This window comes from Streptomyces sp. ITFR-16 (genome assembly GCF_031844705.1).
Taxonomy (GTDB): Bacteria; Actinomycetota; Actinomycetes; order Streptomycetales; family Streptomycetaceae; genus Streptomyces.
In genome coordinates, this window is sequence record NZ_CP134609.1 from 818,079 (window position 1) to 840,786 (window position 22,708).

Annotated in this window: 20 protein-coding genes and 1 pseudogene; 11 read left to right on the forward strand and 10 right to left on the reverse strand. The window is 72.0% G+C overall.

What is annotated here, in order from left to right; translation table 11 throughout:
* Nucleotides 1–82: 82 nt before the first annotated feature.
* From RLT58_RS03800 to RLT58_RS03820, 5 genes are read right to left on the reverse strand one after another with little or no spacing between them, the layout of a single operon-like run.
* Nucleotides 83–955: a glycosyltransferase family 2 protein gene (locus tag RLT58_RS03800; protein WP_311314407.1), complete on the reverse strand. Its 873-nt coding sequence runs from the start codon at nucleotides 953–955 to the stop codon at nucleotides 83–85.
* Between the two features lie 8 nt (nucleotides 956–963).
* Nucleotides 964–1,743: a CDP-alcohol phosphatidyltransferase family protein gene (locus RLT58_RS03805; protein ID WP_311308947.1), complete on the reverse strand. Its 780-nt coding sequence runs from the start codon at nucleotides 1,741–1,743 to the stop codon at nucleotides 964–966.
* On the reverse strand, nucleotides 1,721–2,782 hold the full coding sequence (locus RLT58_RS03810; protein ID WP_311308948.1) for an iron-containing alcohol dehydrogenase family protein: 1,062 nt from the start codon (nucleotides 2,780–2,782) through the stop codon (nucleotides 1,721–1,723). The genes RLT58_RS03805 and RLT58_RS03810 overlap by 23 nt, the downstream gene beginning before the upstream one ends.
* Complete coding sequence (locus RLT58_RS03815; RefSeq protein WP_311308949.1) at nucleotides 2,770–3,507, reverse strand: phosphocholine cytidylyltransferase family protein; 738 nt, start codon at nucleotides 3,505–3,507, stop codon at nucleotides 2,770–2,772. Before RLT58_RS03815 ends, RLT58_RS03810 begins: the two co-directional genes overlap by 13 nt.
* Nucleotides 3,504–5,297 (reverse strand): DUF5941 domain-containing protein, encoded by a 1,794-nt coding sequence (locus RLT58_RS03820; RefSeq protein ID WP_311308950.1) that lies wholly within the window; start codon nucleotides 5,295–5,297, stop codon nucleotides 3,504–3,506. The genes RLT58_RS03815 and RLT58_RS03820 overlap by 4 nt, the downstream gene beginning before the upstream one ends.
* A gap of 421 nt (nucleotides 5,298–5,718) precedes the next feature.
* On the opposite strand from RLT58_RS03820, the gene RLT58_RS03825 reads away from it, so the two are divergent.
* The 3 genes and pseudogenes from RLT58_RS03825 to idi all read left to right on the forward strand — a co-directional run bounded on the left by RLT58_RS03825 (nucleotide 5,719) and on the right by idi (nucleotide 8,084).
* Nucleotides 5,719–6,660 carry a cation diffusion facilitator family transporter gene (locus tag RLT58_RS03825; protein ID WP_311308951.1) on the forward strand — a complete coding sequence of 314 codons (942 nt, stop codon included), beginning with the start codon at nucleotides 5,719–5,721 and terminating at the stop codon, nucleotides 6,658–6,660.
* Nucleotides 6,661–6,841: 181 nt separating this feature from the next.
* Nucleotides 6,842–7,345 (forward strand): annotated as a pseudogene (locus RLT58_RS03830) (GNAT family N-acetyltransferase); the annotation flags it as partial.
* A 145-nt stretch (nucleotides 7,346–7,490) separates the two neighbouring features.
* Nucleotides 7,491–8,084: an isopentenyl-diphosphate Delta-isomerase gene (idi, locus tag RLT58_RS03835; protein ID WP_311308952.1), complete on the forward strand. Its 594-nt coding sequence runs from the start codon at nucleotides 7,491–7,493 to the stop codon at nucleotides 8,082–8,084.
* 23 nt (nucleotides 8,085–8,107) lie between these two features.
* Here idi and RLT58_RS03840 read toward each other — a convergent pair whose 3' ends face one another.
* Together RLT58_RS03840 and RLT58_RS03845 are read right to left on the reverse strand one after the other, a co-directional pair.
* Nucleotides 8,108–8,563: an ATP-binding protein gene (locus RLT58_RS03840; RefSeq protein WP_311308953.1), complete on the reverse strand. Its 456-nt coding sequence runs from the start codon at nucleotides 8,561–8,563 to the stop codon at nucleotides 8,108–8,110.
* Nucleotides 8,564–8,697: 134 nt separating this feature from the next.
* Entirely contained in the window at nucleotides 8,698–9,321 is a 624-nt protein-coding gene (locus RLT58_RS03845) for an HdeD family acid-resistance protein (RefSeq protein WP_311308954.1), read from the reverse strand.
* Between the two features lie 80 nt (nucleotides 9,322–9,401).
* Here RLT58_RS03845 and RLT58_RS03850 point away from each other — a divergent pair, with 80 nt between their 5' ends.
* A complete protein-coding gene (locus tag RLT58_RS03850) occupies nucleotides 9,402–10,178 on the forward strand; it encodes an enoyl-CoA hydratase/isomerase family protein (protein ID WP_311308955.1) in 777 nt (258 codons plus the stop codon).
* On the opposite strand, the gene RLT58_RS03855 is transcribed toward RLT58_RS03850, so the two are convergent.
* Nucleotides 10,138–10,800: a DJ-1/PfpI family protein gene (locus RLT58_RS03855; RefSeq protein ID WP_311308956.1), complete on the reverse strand. Its 663-nt coding sequence runs from the start codon at nucleotides 10,798–10,800 to the stop codon at nucleotides 10,138–10,140. The genes RLT58_RS03850 and RLT58_RS03855 overlap by 41 nt on opposite strands.
* Nucleotides 10,801–10,823: 23 nt before the next feature.
* Complete coding sequence (locus RLT58_RS03860; RefSeq protein ID WP_311308957.1) at nucleotides 10,824–11,807, reverse strand: GlxA family transcriptional regulator; 984 nt, start codon at nucleotides 11,805–11,807, stop codon at nucleotides 10,824–10,826.
* A gap of 135 nt (nucleotides 11,808–11,942) precedes the next feature.
* Between RLT58_RS03860 and RLT58_RS03865 the strand changes: the two genes are divergently transcribed.
* From RLT58_RS03865 to RLT58_RS03895, 7 genes are all read left to right on the forward strand, one after another.
* Nucleotides 11,943–12,800, forward strand: a complete 858-nt coding sequence (locus RLT58_RS03865; RefSeq protein ID WP_311308958.1) for an SCO6745 family protein — start codon at nucleotides 11,943–11,945, stop codon at nucleotides 12,798–12,800.
* A gap of 152 nt (nucleotides 12,801–12,952) precedes the next feature.
* A complete protein-coding gene (locus RLT58_RS03870) occupies nucleotides 12,953–15,409 on the forward strand; it encodes a Tex family protein (protein WP_311308959.1) in 2,457 nt (818 codons plus the stop codon).
* Between the two features lie 385 nt (nucleotides 15,410–15,794).
* On the forward strand, nucleotides 15,795–17,405 hold the full coding sequence (locus RLT58_RS03875) for an ABC transporter substrate-binding protein (protein ID WP_311308960.1): 1,611 nt from the start codon (nucleotides 15,795–15,797) through the stop codon (nucleotides 17,403–17,405).
* Nucleotides 17,402–18,376: an ABC transporter permease gene (locus RLT58_RS03880; RefSeq protein ID WP_311308961.1), complete on the forward strand. Its 975-nt coding sequence runs from the start codon at nucleotides 17,402–17,404 to the stop codon at nucleotides 18,374–18,376. Before RLT58_RS03875 ends, RLT58_RS03880 begins: the two co-directional genes overlap by 4 nt.
* Nucleotides 18,373–19,281, forward strand: a complete 909-nt coding sequence (locus tag RLT58_RS03885) for an ABC transporter permease (protein WP_311308962.1) — start codon at nucleotides 18,373–18,375, stop codon at nucleotides 19,279–19,281. Before RLT58_RS03880 ends, RLT58_RS03885 begins: the two co-directional genes overlap by 4 nt.
* Nucleotides 19,278–20,354, forward strand: coding sequence for an ABC transporter ATP-binding protein (locus RLT58_RS03890; RefSeq protein WP_311308963.1), 1,077 nt, complete (start codon nucleotides 19,278–19,280; stop codon nucleotides 20,352–20,354). The genes RLT58_RS03885 and RLT58_RS03890 overlap by 4 nt, the downstream gene beginning before the upstream one ends.
* Entirely contained in the window at nucleotides 20,351–21,382 is a 1,032-nt protein-coding gene (locus tag RLT58_RS03895) for an ABC transporter ATP-binding protein (RefSeq protein WP_311308964.1), read from the forward strand. Before RLT58_RS03890 ends, RLT58_RS03895 begins: the two co-directional genes overlap by 4 nt.
* Before the next feature lie 77 nt (nucleotides 21,383–21,459).
* Here RLT58_RS03895 and RLT58_RS03900 read toward each other — a convergent pair whose 3' ends face one another.
* A complete protein-coding gene (locus tag RLT58_RS03900) occupies nucleotides 21,460–22,668 on the reverse strand; it encodes an amidohydrolase (RefSeq protein ID WP_311308965.1) in 1,209 nt (402 codons plus the stop codon).
* Nucleotides 22,669–22,708 lie beyond the last annotated feature (40 nt).

Here is a 22,708-nt window from a genome sequence, read left to right on the forward strand (position 1 = left end):
ATGCGCAGCCAGTCGCGGGCGCGGCTCAGGGCGGACAGGTCCCGATAAAAAAATACGCCTCATGCTCCCAGAGGCGAGCCTCTCAGATGACCGGCGGGCGGCCGAGCCTGGTCAGCCGCCACACCGTACGCCACTTCATCGGGCGCCTGGGTCCGCAGGGCGTCGTCCAGCCTTCCCGGAATCCGGCGAACCATGCCTTCAGCGCCGGGCCGGACGGCCTGCGCAGCAGGGTCAGCAGCATCCACACGCCGAGGTACACCGGCACCAGGGGCGCGGGCAGGTTGCGGCGGGCCAGCCAGACCCGGTTGCGGGCCACCATGCGGTGGTAGACGGCGTGCCGGGAGGGGGCCGTGGCGGGATGGTTGAGGACCATGTCGGCGCGGTAGTCGATCAGCCAGCCGGCGTCCAGCGCACGCCAGGCGAGGTCGGTCTCCTCGTGCGCGTAGAAGAAGTCGCCCGGCAGCGGGCCGACCTCGGCGATGACCCGCGTGCGTACGGCGTTGGCGCCGCCGAGGAACGTCGTCACGCGGGACGAGCGCATCGGGTCGGCGGCCCGCAGCCTCGGCACGTGGCGGCGCTGGGTGACCCCGGTCTCCGGGTCGGCGATCCGGAAGCTGATGATGCCGAGCCGGGGGTCGTCGGCGAACGCCTGGCGGCACAGCTCCGCGGTGTCGGTCAGGGGCAGGTGCCCGTCGTCGTCGAGGAAGAGCAGCGCGTCCACGTCGGCGCCGGACGGCCCGAAGGCCTCGATGCCCACGTTGCGGCCGCCCGGGATGCCCAGGTTCTCCGGCAGCTCGACGGTCCGTACCCCGGCGGGGACGTCGGGGACGGGCGAGCCGTTGCCGACGACGACCACCTCGATCCGGTCGCCCTTCTGTGCGGCGACCGAATCGAGCAGGGCGCGCAGCTCGGCCGGGCGGTTGCCCATCGTGATGACGACCGCGCCGAGTTTCATGGGGGTGCTCACTTCAGCCTGCTCGATGCCAGGACCGACACGAGGTGCAGAAGCGTCTGCAGCAGCGCGATGCCGGCCAGGACCGCGACCGCGAGACGGCTGAAGAAGAGGTCGTCGCGGACCGCGTCCAGCACCGCCGCGACCAGGATCACCAGGGACGCCTCGACACACAGGATCAGCCGGTGGAACTTGAGCGCGCCGGCGGCGCGGCGGGCGAGCGCCATGCCGGAGGAGCGCGGCTCGGAGGCCGCCTCCTTGACCGGCGGCAGTCCGCCCTGGTGGCGGGCGACACCGACGAGGTCGGTCTCGGCCTTGATCAGGATGGCGCCCAGGGCCGCGAGGGTCCCCAGGAAGGCCCACAGCCAGTCGATCCGGCCGCTGCCCCACAGGTCGGCGGCGCGCAGGCCGAAGCCGACCAGTACCGCCGCGTCGCAGAGGTAGGCGCCGACCCGGTCGAGGTAGACCCCGCCGAGCGAGAACTGCTTCTTCCAGCGGGCCAGCTCGCCGTCGACGCAGTCGAGCAGCAGATAGAGCTGGACCATGAGCACGCCGAGCAGCGCGCCGGGGATGCCCGGCACGAGCAGGGCCGGGGCGGCGAGCACACCGGCGACCGTCATCAGATAGGTCAGCTGGTTGGGCGTGACCCTGGTGTTCACCAGGTACCGGTCCACACGCAGCGAGACCTCGCGCATGTAGATCCGGCCCGCCCAGTGCTCGCCGCTGCGCCGGTCCTTGACGCCCGGGGGGTGAACGACCGGACGAAGTTCAGCTACTGATGGTCTTGGCATAGTCGGCGTACGCGTCCCTGATCTGGTCGGTGGACAGGTTGAGGTGTTCCAGGACCGTGAAGCGCCCCGGACGGGTCTGCGGCGCGTAGTCGACGGCCTGGACGAATTCGTCGGGGCTGAAGCCGATCTCCTCGGGCAGGACCGGCAGTCCGTGCCGGCGCAGCACCTCGGCGAAGAGGCCCGACTCCTCGTGGGCGCCGCGCAGGTGCATGGCGAAGGCGGCGCCGAGGCCGACCTGCTCGCCGTGGCTGGCGGCCCGCTTGGGGAAGAGCAGGTCGAAGGCGTGGCTGATCTCGTGGCAGGCGCCGGAGGAGGGCCGGGTGTCGCCGCTGATCGAGATGGCGATGCCGGAGAGCACCAGCGACTCGGCGAGGACGGTGAGGAACTCGTCGTCCGCGACGGTGCCGGGGTGGCGCAGGACGGCCTCGCCCGCGGTACGGGCCATGGCGGCGGCCAGTCCGTCGATCTGCTCGTGGTTGACCTCGTGCGAGAGCTCCCAGTCCGCGATCGCGGAGATGTTGGAGATCGCGTCACCGATGCCGGAGCGCACGAAGCGGTCCGGGGCCTCGCGGATCACCGAGAGGTCGATGACCATGGCGATCGGCATCGGGACACCGTAGGAGCCCCGGCCGTTGTCGTTGTCCAGGGTCGCGACGGGCGAGCAGAGGCCGTCGTGGGCGAGGTTGGTGGCGACCGAGACCAGCGGCAGGCCGACCCGGGCCGCGGCGTACTTCGCCACGTCGATGATCTTGCCGCCGCCGAGGCCGACCACGGCGTCGTAGCGCTTGCCCTTGATGTCGTCGGCCAGCTTGACCGCGGCGTCGATGTTGCCGCCGCCCACGCAGTACCAGTCGGCGCCCGGCAGGGCCGGTGCGAGCTTCTCGCGCAGGGCCTGTCCGGAGCCGCCGCTGATCGCGACGGCGAGCTTGCCGGAGGCGGAGATCCGCTGGTCGGCGAGGAGCCCGGCCAGGTCGTCCATGGCGCCCCGGCTGATGTCGACGAAGACCGGGGAGGGGATGAGACGGGTCAGTACCGGCACGCGATCTCCCTGCCCTTCGCGAGGTCGTCGTGGTTGTCGATCTCGACCCAGGTGACCTCGCCGATGGGGGCCACGTCGACGGTGAAGCCGCGGTTGACGAGCTCCTGGTAGCCGTCCTCGTAGTACAGGTCGGGGTCGCGCTCGAACGTGGTCTTCAGCGCGTCGGCCAGCTCCTCGGCGGCCTCGGCCTCGATGAGGGTGACGCCGATGTACTCACCGGTGGCCTCGGCCGGGTCCATCAGCTTGGTGATCCGCCGGACGCCCTTGCCGTCCTCGGCGACGACCTTCATCTCCTCGTCGGCGAGGTTCTTGACCGTGTCGAGGGCGAGGATGATCTTCTGGCCCTTGCCGCGCGCGGCCAGCAGCGTCTTCTCGACGGAGACGGGGTGCACGGTGTCGCCGTTGGCGAGGATCACGCCGCGCTTGAGCACCTCACGGGCGCACCACAGGGAGTAGGCGTTGTTCCACTCCTCGGCCTTGTCGTTGTCGACGAGGGTGAGCTCGATGCCGTACGTCGCCTCCAGCTCCTCCTTGCGGGCGTAGACGGCCTCCTTGCGGTAGCCGACGACGATCGCGACCTCGGTGAGCCCGATCTCGGCGAAGTTGGCGAGAGTGAGGTCGAGCACGGTCTTCTCGCCGTCCACCGGCACGAGTGCCTTGGGGAGCGTGTCGGTGTAGGGGCGCAGACGCCGGCCGGCGCCGGCTGCCAGTACGAGGCCGATCATGCGGGTTCTCCTTCGTCGTGAACGGCGGGCGCCCCGGAGGACACCCAGAAGCGGACGGACTCCACCAGCACGATCAGGGCCACGGCGACGGCGAGGGCGGTGAGTGCCAGGGTGAAGCCGGAGGTGCCGGTGAGTACGGCGGCGAGGACGGCCACCACCAGGGTCCGGCCCTCGTGTCCGCCGATCGTGCGCACCAGCCACTGGGGCGGGGCGCCGGTGCCGCCTCGGATGCGGTACACCGTGTCGTAGTGATGGTAGGCGACCGCCGAGACGAGCCCGAAGGCCGCGGGGAGGGCCCCGTCGATGTCGCTGCGGGCGGCCAGGGCGAGGATCGTGCAGTATTCGGCGGCCCGGAAGACCGGGGGCACCAGCCAGTCGAGTGCGCCCTTGAGCGGCCGGGCCACGGCTATGCCGGAGCAGACGGCGTAGAAAACGGCGGCGATGATTGTCTGCCGGCTGCCGAACGGCTGCTGGAGCGCGGCGGCGATCAGGGCGCCGGCGCCGACGAGGGCCACCGCGGGGGCGGTCCAGGCGCCGGGGATCCGGGGGCCGCGCGCCGCGACGAGCCGGGCGATCGGGCCGGAGTCCGCGAGGTCCGCGAGAGCCTGGGCGGCGCGGTCGGTGCGGCTGGCCCTGCGGGTCAGGGAGCGCAGGAGCCGGCCCGCGGTGGTGTAGCAGGCGGCGAAGGAGCAGCCGACCAGCAGCGCGTAGAAGACGATCCGCGGGGTGGTCACCGCGGTGAGCACGGCGATCATCGCCCAGCGCTCGCCGATCGGGAGGACGATCATCCGGCGCAGCCAGACCGTCCAGCCGACGCTGTCGAGCTTGTCGGAGAGGGCGGCGGTCGGACTGGAGTTCGCCACCGCGTCGTGGTTCGCCTCGTTGAACGAGAAGTCGATGACGTGGCGGCAGGACTGGAGCACCATCGCGCCGAGCGCCAGGGCCCAGACGTCGTCGCCGCCCCGTGCGGCGCCGAGGGCGAGTCCCGCGTAGTACGCGTACTCCTTGGCGCGGTCGAAGGTGGCGTCCAGCCAGGCGCCCATCGTGGAGTACTGCAGCGAGTAGCGGGCGAGCTGCCCGTCGGTGCAGTCCAGGACGAAGGAGAAGAGCAGCAGCAGTCCGGCGGCGACGTACCCGCCGCGGGTGCCGGTGGCCGCGCAGCCCGCCGCGACCAGGGCGGTGAGCAGGGACGCGGTGGTGACCTGGTTCGGCGTGAGGCCCCGGCGCGCGCACCAGCGGGCGAGGTAGCGCGAGTAGGGGCTGATGCAGTACGTGGTGAAGAAGCCGTCGCGGGCCTTCACGGCGCTGCGCAGCCGGACCGCCTCGTCGTCCACGGCGTCCACGGCGGAGCGGGCGGCGGCGCGGGCCGCCTCGTCCGTCGGCACGGCGGCGACGAGCGAGCCGAGCTCGGGGCGCTGGACCTCGGCGCCCTCGGCGTCCATGGCGGCGGCCAGCCGGCCCGGCACGGTGCGGTCGGTGACCACGGCGGTGCTGCCGGCGGGGACGCCCGCGCCGACGGCCTCGGTGGTCGTGCGCAGGGCGCGGACCAGGGCGGGGCGCGCCCCGGGCTGCGCGGTGAGCGCGCCCGGCACGGCGGCCGCGGGGAACCGGGGGTCGGTCAGTGCGAGCCGCAGGGCGTGGACGTGGCCGACGAAGCGGGGGTCGACGAGCGCGACCCGGTCATCGGCCGGGACGGCGGACAGCAGCCGCGCCGCTTCGGTGACGTCGGCGGCTGCCCGTACGTCGAAGCCCAGTGACCTCAGATCGCCTTCGAGCGACGATCCGGGCACCGGAGCACCTGTGAGAATGGCGGTCGACAGACGAACTCACTCCTTGGGTGCTGACACGGATCGGCACACGACAGTGCGGCCTGATGCGGCCGGCGGCATGTCGGCAGAGGCTATCGGATGAACGGAAGCGCGAGTTCACTGCCCGTTTGTGCTCCGTTCCGGATGGAGCGGGATCATGCGCGCCGTCCGCGATCATCATCGTCGATGGCCGCCTCACCTGACAAAACACGGCGGATCCCGACGCTCGCCGCAGGCCGCCGCCCCGGGCGGGGCACCGCGCTGACCTGCGATCGTTTCCGCAGGTCAGGACAGTTGACAACGGTGTTCAGTGCCGTGTTGCCCGATACCCCTCACCCGTAGTTCACTGACACTGTCCGGGCCGATCACGCCCGGGTCCGCGAGACGACCGGGAGGCGTCCCCATGGGGGCTGGGCACGATCACGGACATACGCACGGGGGGCCCGCGCCCACCGGCACGGCCGCCGCCGCGTACAAGGGACGGCTGCGCATCGCGCTGGCCATCACACTCAGCGTGACGGTGATGGAGGTCGTCGGGGGTCTGCTGTCCGGATCGCTGGCGCTGATCGCCGACGCGGCCCACATGGCGACCGACGCCCTGGGCCTCGGCATGGCGCTGCTGGCGATCCATTTCGCCAACCGGCCGGCCGGCCCGAACCGCACCTTCGGCTACGCCCGCGCCGAGATCCTCGCCGCGCTGGCCAACTGTGTGCTGCTGCTCGGGGTGGGCGGCTATCTGCTCTTCGAGGCGGTGGAGCGCTTCATCAGCCCCACCGAGACCCGGGGCGGGCTGACCATCGCCTTCGCCCTGGTCGGCCTGGTCGCGAACATGGTGTCGCTGTCGCTGCTGATGCGCGGCCAGAAGGACAGTCTCAATGTGCGCGGCGCCTATCTGGAGGTGCTCGCCGACACGCTCGGCTCGGTCACGGTGCTGGTCTCGGCGGGCATCGTCCTGGCGACCGGCTGGCAGGCGGCGGACCCGGTCGCCTCACTGGCCATCGGCCTGATGATCGTCCCGCGTACGGTGAAGCTGCTCCGGGAGACGCTGAACGTGCTGCTGGAGTCGGCACCCCAGGGCGTCGACATGGGAGAGGTACGCGACCACATCACGGCCCTGCCCGGGGTGCTGGACGTGCACGACCTGCACGCCTGGACGATCACCTCCGGCATGCCGGTGCTCTCCGCCCATGTGGTGGTGCACCAGGAGCTGCTGGACTCGATCGGGCACGAGAAGCTGCTGCACGAGCTGCAGGGCTGCCTCGGCGACCACTTCGACGTCGAGCACTGCACCTTCCAGCTGGAGCCGAGCGGCCACGCGGAGCACGAGGCGAAGCTCTGCCACTGACCCGCCGGCCGGACCCTTCGGCCCGGCCGCCCGGAAGGACGCCCGGAGGAATCCCCCGTGTAGGGTTTTCGCTTTCGCAGAGGTGTACGAAAGGGTTCTCACGTTGACCGACGCCGATCAGATCCCGGACGCCCCCACCCCTCCGCCTTTGCCCTCTTCTCCCTCCTCCTCGGCGCAGGCCCGCTGGCGGACCCGCCCCGAGACACCCGCCGACATCGCCGCCGTGCACGCGGTGAACGTTGCCGCGTTCCCGACCGGGGCCGAAGCCGATCTGGTGGACGCCCTGCGCGCCGACCCGTCGGCCTGGCTGCCCGGGCTCTCGTACGTCGCCGAGGGCCCCGACGGCTCCGTGGCCGCGCATGCGCTGCTGACGCGCTGCCGGGTCGGGGGCGCACCCGCCCTGGCACTGGCCCCGGTGGCCACGGCCCCGGAGCATCAGCGCCGGGGCGCCGGGCAGGCCGTGGTGCGGGCCGCGCTCCATGCCGCCGGGCAGCACGGGGAGTCGCTGGTCCTGGTGCTCGGCCATCCCGAGTACTACCCGAAGTTCGGTTTCGTCCCGGCGTCGCGGTTCGGGATCCGGGCGCCGTTCGAGGTGCCGGACGAGGCGATGATGGCGCTCGTCCTCGATGATTCCGCGCCCGTTCCGCGGGGCACGATTGAGTATCCGACGGCATTCGGGGTCTGACGTGCCGTCGGACCGCCGCGCCCGGGTGGCCCGGCGGGACGGACATGCCAGGACCCGAAGTGCGGACAAGCCGCTTTTGTACGGCAGACTTGACCGGACTCGACGGGACCGGCGCACGGGGCCGGGACCACAGCGAAGGATGGGTATGCCGACCACACCAGCCACCGCGGCGAACACCTCGTCGAACGGCACAGCAGAAGCGATCATGCTCGAACTGGTCGACGAGAACGGCACCACCATCGGCACGGCGGAGAAGCTCGCCGCCCACCAGGCCCCCGGGCAGCTGCACCGGGCGTTCTCCGTGTTCCTCTTCGACGAGCAGGGCCGGCTGCTGCTCCAGCGTCGTGCGCTCGGCAAGTACCACTCCCCCGGTGTCTGGTCCAACACCTGTTGCGGCCACCCGTACCCGGGCGAGGCGCCCTTCGCCGCCGCCGCCCGGCGTACGTACGAGGAGCTGGGCATCTCGCCCTCGCTGCTGGCCGAGGCCGGCACCGTCCGCTACAACCACCCGGACCCGGCCTCGGGCCTGGTGGAGCAGGAGTTCAACCACCTCTTCGTCGGCATGGCCCAGGAGCGGCTCGCCCCGGACCCGGAGGAGGTCGGCGAGACGGACTTCGTGACCTCGGCGGAGCTGGCCGAGCGGCACGCCCGGGCGCCGTTCTCCGCGTGGTTCATGACCGTGCTCGACGCGGCCCGGCCCGCGATCCGCGAGCTGACCGGACCGGCCGCCGGCTGGTAGTCACGACCGCCGCCGCGGAAGGGTCACAGGCCGGGGCTGAGCGGCAGGGCCGCCCAGATGACCTTTCCGCCGCCCGCGGTGTGCTCGACGTCGCAGGTGCCGCCCGCCTCCCGGGTGATCTCGCGGACCAGCAGCAGACCGCGCCCGCCGGTCTGCGCGTAGTCCGTCTCCAGCGCCGTCGGGCGGTACGGGTGGTTGTCCTCGACGGACACCCGGATCCAGTCGGCCTCCACCGCCACCTCCACCGCCAGCTCCGGCGAGAGCAGCGCGGCGTGCTTCACGGCGTTGGTGACCAGCTCGGACACGATGAGCAGCAGGCCCTGGGCGATGTCCTCGTCGAGCGGCACGCCTTGGCGCTCCAGCAGGTCGCGTACGGCGTGCCGGGCCTGGGGTACGGAGACGTCCGTCGCCGGGGCGGTGAACCGCCAGACTCCCTCGTACGACACGGGCCGGGCGGGGACACTCCCGCGGCTCTCCATAGTCCGGTACCCGCTCTCCACTCGGTGGTGACTGCACGTCGAGTACAGAGTGCGGGGCGTAGTCGGTCCGGTCCGTACCACTGAACAGAAGTCGATTCGTATCGACAGAACTTGACCGAATAGATGCAGGAAAGTCAGCCTTCGGACCGCTTCTGCTCGTCTTTCGTGAGGCGGTCCGTTTCTCCCCCGGGCGCCATCTGGTCCGAGACCATCGAGACGATACGGCGGCCCCCGATGCCGATGGCGATGAGCCCGAGCCCGTCGAAGAGCAGCGCCAGCGAGAAGAACAGGCCGAGCACGTAGAGGCTGCTGTGCGGCCAGTCGAAGAGGACCAGCAGCCCCAGCAGCAGGCCGAAGGCGCCCTGGAGCAGCGTCCAGCCGAACTGGGGGCCGCGCACCACCACGCTGCCGACCAGGCGGAACACTCCTCCGGTCAGGAAGAGCAGGGCGGCGAACATGGTCAGCGCCTCGGCCGTGCCGTGCGGGTGGCGGATGACGACGAGCCCGGCGGCGATGTTCAGGGCCGCGACCACCACGCCCAGCCAGAAGTAGTTGGTGCCGCGCGACTGGATGGCGTGCAGCAGCCCGACCAGGCCGCCGATCAGCAGCAGCCAGCCGAACAGGAGCATCGAGGTGAGCGTCGCGACGCCCGTGTAGACGAGGCCGACCAGGCCGGCGACGACGAGCAGGATGCCGAGCAGGGCCAGACCGCCGAAACTGCGGTTGAGCTTCCTGCCCTCTTTTGCGGGATCGGCCACGGCTGGCTCCTCACGGTGCGTGTCTGCTGCGCGACCCCTTCTTGATCATAGGTTCGAACCGCCTGGATAGCATCCGGCGTATGGACCGTACGGAACCGAGGCTGGAGCACACCGTCACGGACGGCGTCGCCACCGTCGTCATCAGCAACCCCGCCAAGCGCAACGCGATGACGGCCGCCATGTGGCAGTCGCTGCCCGTGCTGCTGGACCGGCTGGCCGCCGATCCCTCGGTGCGCGCCCTGGTGCTGACGGGCGCCGGGGACACCTTCTGCGCCGGCGCGGACATCTCCTCGCTGCGCGACCCCTCGGGCGACCCGCAGTCCCTCGCGGTGGCGGCGGAGGAGGCCCTGGCCGCCTTCCCCCTGCCGACGCTCGCGGCGGTGCGCGGCTACTGCGTCGGCGGGGGCAGCCAGCTGGCGGCCGCCTGCGATCTGCGGTTCGCGGAGGAGGGGGCGTCCTTCGGCGTCACACCGGCCCGGCTGGGGATCGTCTACGCCGCCTCCTCCACCCGGCGGCTGGTCGCGCTGACGGGGCCGGCGACGGCCAAGCACCTGCTGTTCTCGGCGGAGCTGATCGGTACGGAGCGGGCGCTGCGCACCGGGCTGGTGGACGAGGTGCTGCCGGCCGGCGAGCTGGACAAGCGGGTCGACGCCTACACGCGGACCCTGGTGTCCCGTTCCCGGCTGACCCAGGCGGCGGCCAAGGAGTTCGCCGACGGCCGGACGGACCGGGACGCGCACTGGGCGCGCGAGGCGCGCGGCAGCGGCGACACCGCGGAGGGGGTCGCCGCCTTCCTGGAGCGCCGGACCCCGCGCTTCACCTGGCCTGCCGGGGCGGCGGTCCCTGGCGAAGGATGAAGCGGCTCTTGGCGCGCCACTCCTCGACCAGCGCGGCCGGGGCCTTCTCGGGCGATCCCGCGTCGTACGGGGGCTGTGGGTCGTACTCGGTCAGGAGCTGCACGGCCTGGGCGGTGGTGTCGCCGGCGATCCGGCCGAGCAGGGTGAGACCCATGTCGATGCCGGCCGAGACGCCGGCGGCGGTGACGTACTTGCCGTCGACGACCACGCGCTCACCGGTGGGCTCGGCGTCGTACTCCTTGAGGGTGTCCAGGGCGAGCCAGTGCGAGGTGGCGCGGCGCCCGGTCAGCAGCCCGGCGGCGGCGAGCAGCAGCGACCCGGTGCAGACGGAGGTCGTCCAGGTGCTGGCCGCGTCGGCCCGGCGCAGCCAGCCGAGCAGCTTCTCGTTGTCCATCTGGGCGCTCTGCCCGGGGCCGCCGGGCACGATCACCACATCGGGGGCGGGGACCTCGTCGAGCGTCCGGTGGGCGACCAGTTCGAGGCTGCCGCTGTCGTTGCGCACCGCACCGGCGCGCTCGGCGACGAACACGGTCTCGGCTCCGGGGGTGCGGGACAGCATCTCGTAGGGCCCGACGGCGTCCAACGCGGTGAAGCGGTCGAAGAGGACGAGGGCGATCTGCATGGCGGGGCTGCCTTCCGGTCGGTTCACTGGGCGGGTTCGGTGGGGGCGGTGCGGGCCGTGCGCGGGCTGAAGCGGCGGCGGTATTCGGCGGGCGCCGTGCCGAGGGCCCTGACGAAGGCGCGGCGCATCGCCTCGGGGGTGCCGTAGCCGCAGTCCCGGGAGATCCGGGCGACGGCGTCGGTGGTGTCCTCCAGGAGCCGTCGGGCCTGTTCGAGGCGGACCCGGTCGACGTACCGGCCGGGCGTCACCCCGGTCTCCGCCTGGAACGCGCGGGCGAAGTGGCGCGGCGAGAGCCGGGCGCGGGCGGCGAGCGCCTCGACGGAGAGGTCCTCGCCGGGGTGCTCGGTGATCCAGTGCTGGACCTCGCGCAGTGGTTCACGGCCGGCCGTACGGGCGGTGAGCTGGGCGCTGAACTGCGCCTGGTTGCCGGGTCTGCGCAGGAAGACCACCAGATGCCGGGCGATCGCGAGCGCCACGTCCCGGCCGTGGTCCTCCTCGACCAGGGCGAGCGCGAGATCGATGCCGGCGGTGACCCCCGCGGAGGTGGCGAGCCGGCCGTCGCGCACGAAGATCGGCTCGGGGTCCACCTCGACGGCCGGATAGGTGCGGGCGAGGTGGTCGCAGACGTTCCAGTGGGTCGTCACCCGGTGCCCGTCCAGCTGTCCGGCCGCCGCCAGCAGCAGCGCGCCGCTGCACACGGAGACGAGCCGTTCGGGGCGCGGACCGTGCGTCCGGAGCCACTCGACGAGAGCCGGGTCCGGGGCCCGGGTGCCCTGGCCGCCGGGGACCAGCAGGGTGTGCGGGGCCGCCGCGTCGGCCAGGCTCGTGTCGGGGACCAGCGTGAGCCCGCAGGACGTACGGACCGGGGCGCCGTCCAGCGAGGCGGTGCGCAGCTCGTACGTGATGCCGGGGAAGCGGGAGGCGCCGGCGAAGACCTCCATGGGCCCGGTCACATCGAGGCTCTGGACGTCGTCGAAGAGGACGACGAGGACGGATCGCTGGTTCATGTCCGTCATCCTGGGCGGCCGGCGGGGGTGGCCGCAATGACGAGATACCCACCTTTCCTGCCATGCCCCGCTGCGGCGCATCTCACCGGGGTACCGGGGTACCGGCGCGTACCGACCAGTCGGTAACGTGCGGGCATGAGTACTCTCCCGCCCCGCGCCGGACGCCGCTGCCACAACGCCCTCAACCCGGTCCACTCGACCGTCTACTTCTCCCCCGACCTCGGCAAGGAGTTCGCCGGCATCGGGATCGACGACCCCTCCGCCGCGTATTTCGCCGCCCGCGCGGCCGCCCTGGGCGCGGTCGGCGCGGGCACGGTCACCGCCGCCTTCTACAACTTCAACCACGAGCTGGTGGCCCGGCACGTGCCCGCCGTCTGGGAGACCGCGTCCCCGGAGACGGCCCTGGCGGCCCGGCTGCGCGCCGCCGACGCGACGCTGCGCCGGCTGCTCGGCGAGGAGGTCGTCGGCTCCCCCGAGATGGCGGAGGCCGCACGGCTCGCCCTGGACGCGACCGGGGGCTGTACGCGACACGCCCGGCCGCTGTACGCGGCGCACGCCGATCTCCCGGTGCCGGAGCAGCCGCACCTGGCGTACTGGCACGCGGCGACCCTGCTGCGCGAGCACCGGGGCGACGCCCATCTCGCCGCGCTGCTCGCCGCCGGGCTCGACCCGCTGGAGGCCCTGGTCAGCCACACCGCGACCGGCAAGGGCATGGCCCCGCGCTGGATCCTGGCCACCCGGGGCTGGCGCCGCACCGACTGGGAGGACGCGTCGGCGCGGCTGCGGGAGCGCGGACTGCTCACCGAGAGCGGCGAGTTGACGCAGGAGGGCACCGCGCTGCGGGCCGGCATCGAGGAGGCCACGGACCGGATGGACCTCGCCCCGTACGAGCACCTCGGCGGTGCGGGGGTGGCCCGGCTGACCGAACTGGCGCGCGGCTTCCTCGGCACGGCGCTGGCGGCGGGCGCGTTCCCGGCGTCCGCCACCGGCTGACGGGCCCAACCTGCGGCAGGTGTGTCGGGCGGTCGGGCGACACGGCGCCCGGCCACCCGGCACAATGCAGGCGAGTGGCTCCGGGCCGGTCCGAACGGCCGTCCCCGGGCCCGACCAGCACAGCCAGCAGGAGAAGGCGAGTCGGTAGAACCGTGACGACGTCCATCGAAGGCAGGATCGCCGAGGAGCTCGGCGTACGCGAGCGACAGGTGAAGGCGGCCGTCGAGCTGCTCGACGGCGGATCGACCGTGCCGTTCATCGCGCGCTACCGCAAGGAAGCCACCGAGATGCTCGACGATGCGCAGCTGCGCACGCTCGAGGAACGGCTCAGGTATCTGCGGGAGCTGGAGGAGCGCCGGGCGGCGGTCCTCGAGTCCGTACGGGAGCAGGGCAAGCTCGACGAGGCGCTGGAGGCGCAGATCCGGGCCGCCGACACGAAGGCGCGCCTCGAGGACATCTATCTGCCGTTCAAGCCGAAGCGGCGGACCAAGGCGCAGATCGCCCGGGAGGCCGGCCTCGAACCGCTCGCCTCCGGGCTGCTCGACGACCCTTCGGTGGACCCGCTCACCGCGGCCGCCGCCTTCGTCGACGCGGACAAGGGCGTCGCGGACGCGGCGTCGGCCCTGGAGGGGGCCCGTGCCATCCTCACCGAGCGCTTCTCGGAGGACGCCGACCTGATCGGCGAGCTGCGTGAGCGCATGTGGGCGCGCGGGCGGCTGGTGGCCCGGGTGCGGGACGGCAAGGAGGAGGCGGGCGCCAAGTTCGCGGACTACTTCGACTTCGCCGAGCCGTTCACCGCGCTGCCCTCGCACCGGGTGCTGGCGATGCTGCGCGGCGAGAAGGAGGACGTCCTCGACCTGGTCCTGGAGCCGGAGGAGCCGTCCGGCACGCCCGGCCCGTCGAGCTACGAGAACATGGTGGCCCGGCGCTTCGGAGTGAACGACCGGGGGCGCCCCGGCGACAAGTGGCTCGGCGACACGGTCCGCTGGGCCTGGCGGACCCGGATCCTGGTGCACCTCGGCATCGATCTGCGGCTGCGGCTGCGCACGGCGGCGGAGGACGAGGCGGTACGCGTCTTCGCGTCGAACCTGCGCGATCTGCTGCTCGCCGCGCCGGCCGGGACCCGGGCCACGCTGGGGCTCGACCCCGGCTTCCGTACCGGTGTGAAGGTCGCCGTCGTCGATGCGACGGGCAAGGTGGTGGCGACCGAAGTCATCCACCCGCATGTGCCGGCCAACAAGTGGGACCAGTCGCTGGCGACGCTGGAGCGCCTCGCGCGGGAGCACCACGTCGACCTGATCGCCATCGGCAACGGCACGGCGTCACGCGAGACGGACAAGCTCGCCGGTGAACTGTGCGACAAGCATCCGGAGTTGAAGCTCACCAAGGTGATGGTCTCGGAGGCGGGTGCCTCCGTGTACTCGGCCTCGGCCTTCGCCTCCCAGGAACTCCCGGACATGGACGTGTCGTTGCGCGGGGCCGTCTCGATCGCGCGCCGCCTCCAGGACCCGCTGGCGGAGCTGGTGAAGATCGACCCGAAGTCGATCGGGGTCGGGCAGTACCAGCACGACCTGTCCGAGGTGAAGCTCTCGCGGTCGCTGGACGCGGTCGTCGAGGACTGTGTGAACGGGGTCGGGGTCGACGTCAACACCGCTTCGGCGCCACTGCTTTCACGGGTTTCCGGCATCGGCGCTGGGCTCGCGGAGAACATCGTCGCGCACCGCGACGCCAACGGTCCCTTCCGCTCCCGCAAGGGCCTCAAGGACGTGGCACGGCTGGGCCCGAAGGCGTACGAGCAGTGCGCGGGCTTCCTGCGGATCCGGGGCGACGACCCGCTGGACGCGTCCAGCGTGCACCCGGAGGCGTACCCGGTGGTGCGGGCGATGGTGAAGCGGACGGGCGCCGACGTCGCCTCGCTGATCGGCAACACGGGTGTGCTGCGGTCGCTGCGGGCGGACGACTTCGTGTCCGAGAAGTTCGGGCTGCCGACGGTCACCGACATCCTGAAGGAGCTGGAGAAGCCCGGCCGCGACCCGCGTCCCGCCTTCAAGACGGCCACCTTCAAGGAGGGTGTCGAGAAGATCGGCGACCTCGCGGACGGGATGGTGCTGGAAGGGGTCGTGACGAACGTCGCGGCGTTCGGCGCGTTCGTGGACATCGGGGTGCATCAGGACGGGCTGGTGCATGTGTCGGCCATGTCCCGGACCTTCGTGAAGGATCCGCGGGATGTGGTGAAGCCGGGGGACGTCGTCCGGGTCAAGGTCATGGAGGTCGACATCCCGCGCAAGCGGATCTCGTTGACGTTGCGGCTGGACGACGAGGCGGGGGCCGCCTCCGGCGGCGCCGGGGCCGGCTCCGGCGGCGAGCGGGGGTCGCGGCCGCCTCGGCAGCGGCAGGGCCAGGGGCAGCGGCAGGGCGGCGGCGCGGGTGCGGGCGCGCGCGGCGGCCAGGGCGGTCAGGGCGGTCAGGGGCGTGAGCGGCGTGGTGGCGGCGGTGGCGGCGGTGGCGGTCGCCCTGCTTCGGGTGCGGCTCCGGCGAACGGGGCCATGGCCGACGCGTTGCGCCGGGCAGGGCTGTTGAAGCCGGAGGAGGGTGGCAGGAAGCGGTGAGCGGTACGTAGTACGCGGCACCCGGTCCGGGCTTGGGGCGGGGTGGGGAGAGGTTCGCCTGCGGCGGGCCTTCTCCCCGCCCCGCCCCTTCTCGTGTCCGTGGCTCCGCCCCGGACCCCGCTCCTCAGACGCCGGAGGGGCTGAAATGAGACCCCCGGCGCCACATCCGCTCGGTATACCAAGTCGGTTTCGAGTCACGAAATCCGCCCGTGCCCAACTGCGGCATCCGCCCCTTTTTGTGTGGCCAAATACGCTGCAAAAACGGCAAACAAGGCCGTCGGAGCCCGATCGAGGCCCGACGCGCTTGGTATACCGTTGCGCCTCAACGCGTACCCACGTCGGTACCCGTCCTGCCGCCCTGCCGTCCTCAAGGAGGCTTGATCCCATGCGTCGAATTCCGGCCGCTCTGTCGGTGGCCGCACTGCTGGCGATCACCACCGCATGCAGTTCGCTCTCCCCGCCCGGCAAAGAGACCACCGCTCAGGCGCGGCTCACCGACCTGCGTCCCGTACGCGACGGCGGCACGGTCACCATCGGGCTGAAGTCCGATCCCGACATGCTGGACCCCAGCCTCACGACCACCCTCGTCGCGCGCACCGTGTTCACGTCCATGTGCGAGCAGCTCTACGACGTGGACCAGAACAACAAGTTCGTCCCGCAGCTCGCCGCCTCGATGCCGAAGATCACCGACGGCGGGAAGACCTTCACCTTCGATGTCCGCAAGGACGCCACCTTCAGTGACGGCGCGCGTCTGGACGCCCGGGCGGTGAAGACCTCCCTCGACCGGCATCTGCATCTGCGCGGATCCGGGCGCGCCTCCGAGATCGACTCGGTGAAGAAAGTGACGGCCGTCGGCCCGTACACCGTGCGGCTCTCGCTGAGCCATCCCGACGTACCGCTGCTGGGGCGGCTCGCCAACACCGCCGGGCTGATCATGTCGCCCAAGGCGCTGAAGACGTACGGGGCGAAGTTCGCGACGCACCCCTCGTGCGTCGGCCCGTTCCGGTACGAGAAGCGGGTCGTCGGTGACCGGATCGAGCTGGCGAAGGACCCGCTGTACTACGACGCGGACAAGGTCCACCTCGACCGCGTGATCTACAAAACGATCACCGACGGCAACATCCGGATGGCCAACATACGCTCCGGTGACGTCCAGATCGGCGACCAGATGGGCCCGGTCGAGGTGCGCAACTCGATGGGCGAGAAGGGCCTCCAGCTCCTCAACACCCCCTCGCTGGGCTACATGGCGCTCACCCTCAACGTCGGCAACGCGCACGGCATCGACCAGAAGGCCAGTCCCGTCGACAGCCCCTTCGGCCGCGATGTGCGCGTCCGGGAGGCCTTCGACCTGTCGCTGGACCGCACGCTGATCAACAAGCTGGTCTTCCAGGGGATGTACGAGCCGGCCTGCGGCCCCGTACCGCCGGGGACTCCGCTCAGTTCGCCGATCACCTGCCCGAAGCGGGACGTGCCGAAGGCCAAGCGGCTGCTGAAGGCGGCCGGGGTGAAGACGCCGGTGCCGCTGGAGCTGATGATCAACACCACCCCGGAGGACAGCCGTCTCGGCCAGGTCGTACAGGCCATGGCGGCCGACGCCGGATTCTCCGTGCGGCTGCGGCCCACCGAGTTCGCCACCGGGCTGACCCGGACCCTCGCGGGCGACTTCGAGGCGCGGACCGGCGGCTGGGGCGGCCAGCCCGACCCCGCGGGCAACATCGACAGCCTCGTGGGCACCACCGGCAGCAACAACCAGGGCAAGCTCTCGGACCCCGAGATCGACCGCCTGATCGTCGAGGGCCGCAGCACGTCGGACATCGCCGAACGCCGCGAGATCTACCGCAGGCTCACCGTCGCGATCAACAAGCAGCACGGCGTCATCTACCTCTACCGGAACATCAACTACGTCTCCGCCTCGCAGGACGTGAGCGGCCTCAAGCTCTCCGGTGACGGCCTGATCAGGGTCAAGGAAGCCGGATACACGAAGGGGAGCCGGTGAAGACCCTCCGCCCACTGCTCACGTCGTACGTGAGCCGCCGGATCGGCATGTCCCTGGTGACCATGGTGCTGGTCAGCATCACCGTGTTCTTCGGGGTGCGCGCGATGCCCGGCGACACCGCCCAGGCCCTGGCCGGTGAACAGACCTCCCCGGAGGTCCTGGCCGCGATCCGCTCCGAGTACGGCCTCGACGACAACATCGCCGTCCAGTACTGGCGTTACGTCAGCAACGCGGCCACCGGCGACTTCGGCACCTCGGCCAGGACCGGACTCCCGGTGCTCGACTCGATCACCCAGGCCCTGCCCATCACGCTCGAACTGGCCGCGCTCTCCCTGCTGATGGCCGTCGTCGTCGGGATCGGGGCCGGTGTCATGGCGGCCGTCCGGCGCGGAAAGCCCGAGGAGTGGCTGGCCAACGGCATCGCGCTGCTGGGCATGTCGGTGCCCGCGTTCTGGCTCGGCATCGTGCTGGTACTGGTCTTCGCCATCGCCATGCCGGTGTTCGCCGCCTCCGGTTTCGTACCGTTCAGCACCGATCCGCTGGAGAACCTGCGGCGGCTGGTGCTGCCCGCTGTGGTGCTCGGCTCCGGTCTCGCCGCGGTGGTGATGCGCCAGACCAGGGCGGCGATGATCGACGCGATGTCCTCGGACTACGTGCGCACCGCACGGGCCAAGGGGCTGGGCCCGGCCGCCGTGATCGGCCGGCACGGGCTGCGCAACTCGCTCGTCACCGTCATCACCGTGCTGGGTCTCCAGCTCGGCCATCTGATCTCCGGTGCCGTCGTCACCGAGCAGGTCTTCGTCCTGCCGGGCTTCGGCAAGCTCACCATCGACGCGGTCTTCACCCGTGACTACGCGATGGTCCAGGGCGTCGTCCTGTTCACCTCGGCCGCCTACATCCTGATCAACCTGCTGGTCGACTTCCTGTACTCGGTGGTCGACCCGCGCATCCGGCTCGGAGGTTCCCGATGACCCTCGCCCCGTCCACGGCGCCGCCCGCCGCCGCGGCCCCCGCGCCGCGGCCCGGCGTCCGTGCCGCACGGCTCCTCACCTCGCTGCGCCGGCTGCGGCGCAACCGGCTGGCGCTGGTGGGGGCGGTGCTGTCGGCGGTGTTCGTGCTCGTCGCGCTGCTCTCACCGCTGCTCGCCCCCTACGACCCGGCCCGGCCGGACTTCGACGCGGCGCTGATGGAGCCGAGCTGGTCGCACTGGCTCGGCACGGACGACCTGGGCCGCGACCAGCTCTCCCGGGTCCTGGTCGGCGTCACCGCGTCCATGCAGGTCGGAGTGCTGGCCGTGCTGCTGGCCTTCGTCGTCGCCGTCCCGCTCGGACTGGTGGCCGGCTACTACGGCCGGTTCGCCGACACGGTGGTCTCGCGGCTCACCGACACCATGCTCGCGTTCCCCTTCCTGGTCCTCGCAGTGGGTCTCGCCGCCGTCATGGGGCCCTCGCTGGAGAACGCGACCATCGCGATCGGCATCTCGCAGATCCCCGGGATCGTCCGTGTCACCCGGGCCGAGACGCTGCGGCTCAAGCATCTGGACTACGTCGGCGCCGCCGTGGCCAACGGCGGCGGCGACGGGGTGATCCTGTTCCGCCACATCCTGCCCAACGCCACCTCGACACTGATCGTGCAGGCCACCGTCGGCATCCCGTCCGCCATCATCGGCGAGGCGGTGCTCAGCTTCCTCGGCCTCGGGGTGCAGCCGCCCTCCCCCTCGCTCGGCGTGATGCTCTCCAGCGCCCAGCCCTTCATCGCGGACGCGCCCTGGATGGCGGTCTTCCCCGGCCTGGTCATCGTGCTCGCCACCCTGGCGTTCAACCTGCTCGGTGACGGCGTACGCGACATCCTCGACCCCCGCGGAGGTTCCCGGTGACCGAAGTCGAAACGTCCACCGCCCCCCGGCCCGCCGGGGCCGGCGCCCCCGAGCCGGTGCTGCGGGTGCGGGACCTGTCGGTGGCCTTCCACGGCGCCGAACGCACCGTGCACGCCGTGGACGGCGTCTCCTACGATCTGGCGCCCGGCGAGGTGCTGGCGGTGGTCGGCGAGTCCGGCTGCGGGAAGTCCGTCACCTCCATGGCCGTGATGGGGCTGCTGCCGCCGACCGCCCGGGTCGGCGGGTCGATCACCCTGGACGGCCGGGAGCTGGTCGGCGCCCCCGAGAAGGAGCTGCGGTCGCTGCGCGGCCGCCGTCTCTCGATGATCTTCCAGGAGCCGATGACCTCGCTCAACCCGGTGCTCACCATCGGGCGGCAGATCACCGAAGTCCTGCGCAGGCACCAGGGGCTGAGCCGCGGCGAGGCCCGGGAGCGGGCCGTCGAACTGCTCGGCGTCGTCGGCATCCCCGCGCCGCGCAAGCGGGTCGACGAATATCCGCACCAGCTCTCCGGCGGCATGCGGCAGCGCGTCATGATCGCCATCGCGGTGGCCTGCGACCCGGCGGTGCTGATCGCCGACGAGCCGACCACCGCCCTCGACGTCACGGTGCAGGCGGGCATCCTCGACGTGCTCCGCTCGCTGCGGGACCGCCTCGGCACCGCCATCGTCCTGATCACCCATGACCTCGGGGTGGTCGCGGACACGGCGGACCGGGTCCTGGTGATGTACGCGGGCCGCCCCGTCGAACAGGCCTCGGTGGACGAGCTGTTCGGCGCGCCGCAGCACCCGTACACCCGGGGGCTGCTCGGCGCCGTCCTGCGTCCCGGCAGCCGGGGCGCGGGCGGCCGGGCGCGGCTGAACGAGATACCCGGGCTCGTGCCCGATCTGCGCGAGCAGCCCAAGGGGTGCAGTTTCGCGCCGCGTTGCGCCTCGGCCGACGACATCTGTCTGACCGGCCGCCCGCCGCTCGAACGGTCCGGCGGCACGCATCCGACCGCCTGTCACCACCCGTCCGGAGCGGCCGCGTCCGGCCCGTCCCGGCCCGACGCGAACAAGGGAGCCGTCCGATGAGCGCCGGCAGCGAAGCACCGACCGTCACCCCCGTGCTGGCCGTGCGCGATCTCAAGCGGCACTTCGACGGGGCCGGCGGCACCGTGAAGGCCGTGGACGGGGTGTCGTTGACGATCCTGCCCGGTGAGGTCGTCGGCCTCGTCGGGGAGTCGGGCAGCGGCAAGTCCACCGTGGGGCGCTGTGTGGTCCGGCTCGACCGTCCGACCGACGGCCGGGTGGAGATCAACGGCACGGATGTCACCGCGCTCCCGCCCCGCGCGCTCAGGCCGTTGCGCAAGGACTTCCACCTGGTGTTCCAGGACCCCTCGTCCTCGCTCAACCCTCGGATGACGATCCGCCGGATCATCGCGGAGCCCTTGCGGCTGCACGGTCTGGCGACCCGCGCCGAGGCGGCCCGCCGGGTGGACGAACTCCTCGCCCAGGTGGGGCTGCGGCCCGAACTGGCCGACCGCAACCCGCACGAGCTCTCCGGCGGCCAGCGTCAGCGCGTCTCCATCGCGCGGGCCCTGGCGGTCGATCCGGCGCTCCTGGTGGCCGACGAGCCGACCTCGGCGCTCGACGTGTCCGTCCAGGCCTCCGTCCTCAACCTCCTCGCGGACCTGCAACGCGACCGGGGCTTCGGCTGCCTGTTCATCACGCACGACCTGGCGGCCGTGGAGTATCTCGCGGACCGCATCGCGGTGATGTACCTGGGCCGGATCGTCGAACAGGCCCCGGCCGCCGAGCTGTTCGCCGCACCGAAGCATCCGTACACCCAGGCGCTGCTGTCCGCGGCGCCCGTGCCCGACCCGGCCGAGCAGCGCGGCCGGCGCCGGATCGTGCTCGGCGGCGACCTGCCCAGCCCGCTGGACCCGCCGCCCGGCTGCCACTTTCACACCCGCTGCCCGCTGGCCACCGACCGGTGCCGTACCGAGGCGCCCGTGCTGCGCACGCTGACCGCCGGGGGCGCGCCCCGGGAGGTGGCCTGCCATCTCGTCGCGGACGACGGCAGTGTGCCGGACGCCGCGAAGGCGGTAGCGGCGGTCTGACCCCGGAGTCCGGACGCCGCACACGCCGGAGCCCGTCCACCGGTCGGTGGACGGGCTCCGGCGTGTGGTGGGCGGGGTCAGCCGACGAGTTCCAGGCCGTCCGCGACGACCCGGCCGGCGTGCAGGACCGTGCGGTCGTCGCTGCGGTCCATCACGGCGGACGCCACCGTCTCGCCCTCGACCAGCAGCAGATCGGCGGCGTCGCCGACGGCGAGGCCCGGGCGGTCGGCGACGGACGACAGCCGGGGCAGGTCCGCGTGGAGGATCGAGGCACCGCCGCGGCTCGCGACGGCGACGCAGTGCTCGATCAGCTCGTCGGCCCGGTAGCGGTTGGTGAAGGCGAGCTGCCAGGTGCGGTCCAGCATGTCGCCGTTGCCGTAGGGCGACCAGAAGTCGCGCTGGCCGTCCTCGCCCAGGCCGACCCGCACACCGGCGGCGGTCAGCTGCGCCATCGGCAGGGCGTTCTGCTGCTGGGCCGGTGCGATGGTCGCCATCGCGATGTCCAGCTCGGCGAACTCCTCGATGAGGCGGCGGGTGGTCGCCTCGTCGACGGTGCCGAGTTCATAGGCGTGCGAGAGGGTCACCTGACCGGCCATGTCCAGGGCGCGCACCCGCTCCAGGATGAGGTCGACGCTGAACACGCCGAGTGCGCCGGGCTCGTGGAGGTGGATGTCGACCGGGGCCCGGTGGCGCTCGGCCAGGTCGAAGACGATGTCGAGGTGGCGCACCGGGTCGCGGTCCAGGGTGCACGGGTCGATGCCGCCGACCACGGACGCGCCGGCGGACATGGCCTGGTCCATCAGCTCCGGCACGCCCTTCTCCTTGAGCAGACCGGCCTGCGGAAAGGCCATGATCTCGACCTCGCACCGTCCGGCGTGCGCCTCCTTGGCGGCGAGGACGCCCTCCAGCCGCTCCAGACCGCAGTCCGCGTCGATCTGGGCGTAGCTGCGCACGCGGGTGGTGCCGCGCTCGATCATCCGGCCCAGGGTGTACGTGGCGCGCTGGGCGACGCTCCACTCGTCCTCGCGCCAGTGGGCGCGGTCGTTCATCGTCATGCCCCAGACACCGGGGGCGCCGGTGTGCGGGCGGAAGGGCAGGCCCATGCGGGTGGAGTCGAGATGGCAGTGGACATCCGAGAACGACGGCAGCGCGAGCCGTCCCCGTCCGGCCACGGTGTCCCCGGCCGCGCGGCTCGGGTCGTGCGGGGTGAGCGCGGCTATCACGCCGTCCTTGATCTCGATGTCGCAGGGCTCGCCGCCCCAGGGACGGACGTTCGTGATGAGCATGTGGTGCCTTTCCTTGTTCGGTCGCACGGTATGGAGTTGT

Excerpts from the sequence above, each read along its gene's own strand:
- RLT58_RS03800 (WP_311314407.1), bottom strand. The coding sequence starts at position 955 with ATGAAACTCGGCGCGGTCGTCATCACGATGGGCAACCGCCCGGCCGAG.
- RLT58_RS03805 (WP_311308947.1), bottom strand. The coding sequence starts at position 1,743 with ATGCCAAGACCATCAGTAGCTGAACTTCGTCCGGTCGTTCACCCCCCG.
- RLT58_RS03815 (WP_311308949.1), bottom strand. The coding sequence starts at position 3,507 with ATGATCGGCCTCGTACTGGCAGCCGGCGCCGGCCGGCGTCTGCGCCCC.
- RLT58_RS03825 (WP_311308951.1), top strand. The coding sequence starts at position 5,719 with ATGGGGGCTGGGCACGATCACGGACATACGCACGGGGGGCCCGCGCCC.
- idi (WP_311308952.1), top strand. The coding sequence starts at position 7,491 with ATGCCGACCACACCAGCCACCGCGGCGAACACCTCGTCGAACGGCACA.
- RLT58_RS03840 (WP_311308953.1), bottom strand. The coding sequence starts at position 8,563 with ATGGAGAGCCGCGGGAGTGTCCCCGCCCGGCCCGTGTCGTACGAGGGA.
- RLT58_RS03850 (WP_311308955.1), top strand. The coding sequence starts at position 9,402 with ATGGACCGTACGGAACCGAGGCTGGAGCACACCGTCACGGACGGCGTC.
- RLT58_RS03855 (WP_311308956.1), bottom strand. The coding sequence starts at position 10,800 with ATGCAGATCGCCCTCGTCCTCTTCGACCGCTTCACCGCGTTGGACGCC.
- RLT58_RS03860 (WP_311308957.1), bottom strand. The coding sequence starts at position 11,807 with ATGAACCAGCGATCCGTCCTCGTCGTCCTCTTCGACGACGTCCAGAGC.
- RLT58_RS03865 (WP_311308958.1), top strand. The coding sequence starts at position 11,943 with ATGAGTACTCTCCCGCCCCGCGCCGGACGCCGCTGCCACAACGCCCTC.
- RLT58_RS03875 (WP_311308960.1), top strand. The coding sequence starts at position 15,795 with ATGCGTCGAATTCCGGCCGCTCTGTCGGTGGCCGCACTGCTGGCGATC.
- RLT58_RS03885 (WP_311308962.1), top strand. The coding sequence starts at position 18,373 with ATGACCCTCGCCCCGTCCACGGCGCCGCCCGCCGCCGCGGCCCCCGCG.
- RLT58_RS03895 (WP_311308964.1), top strand. The coding sequence starts at position 20,351 with ATGAGCGCCGGCAGCGAAGCACCGACCGTCACCCCCGTGCTGGCCGTG.
- RLT58_RS03900 (WP_311308965.1), bottom strand. The coding sequence starts at position 22,668 with ATGCTCATCACGAACGTCCGTCCCTGGGGCGGCGAGCCCTGCGACATC.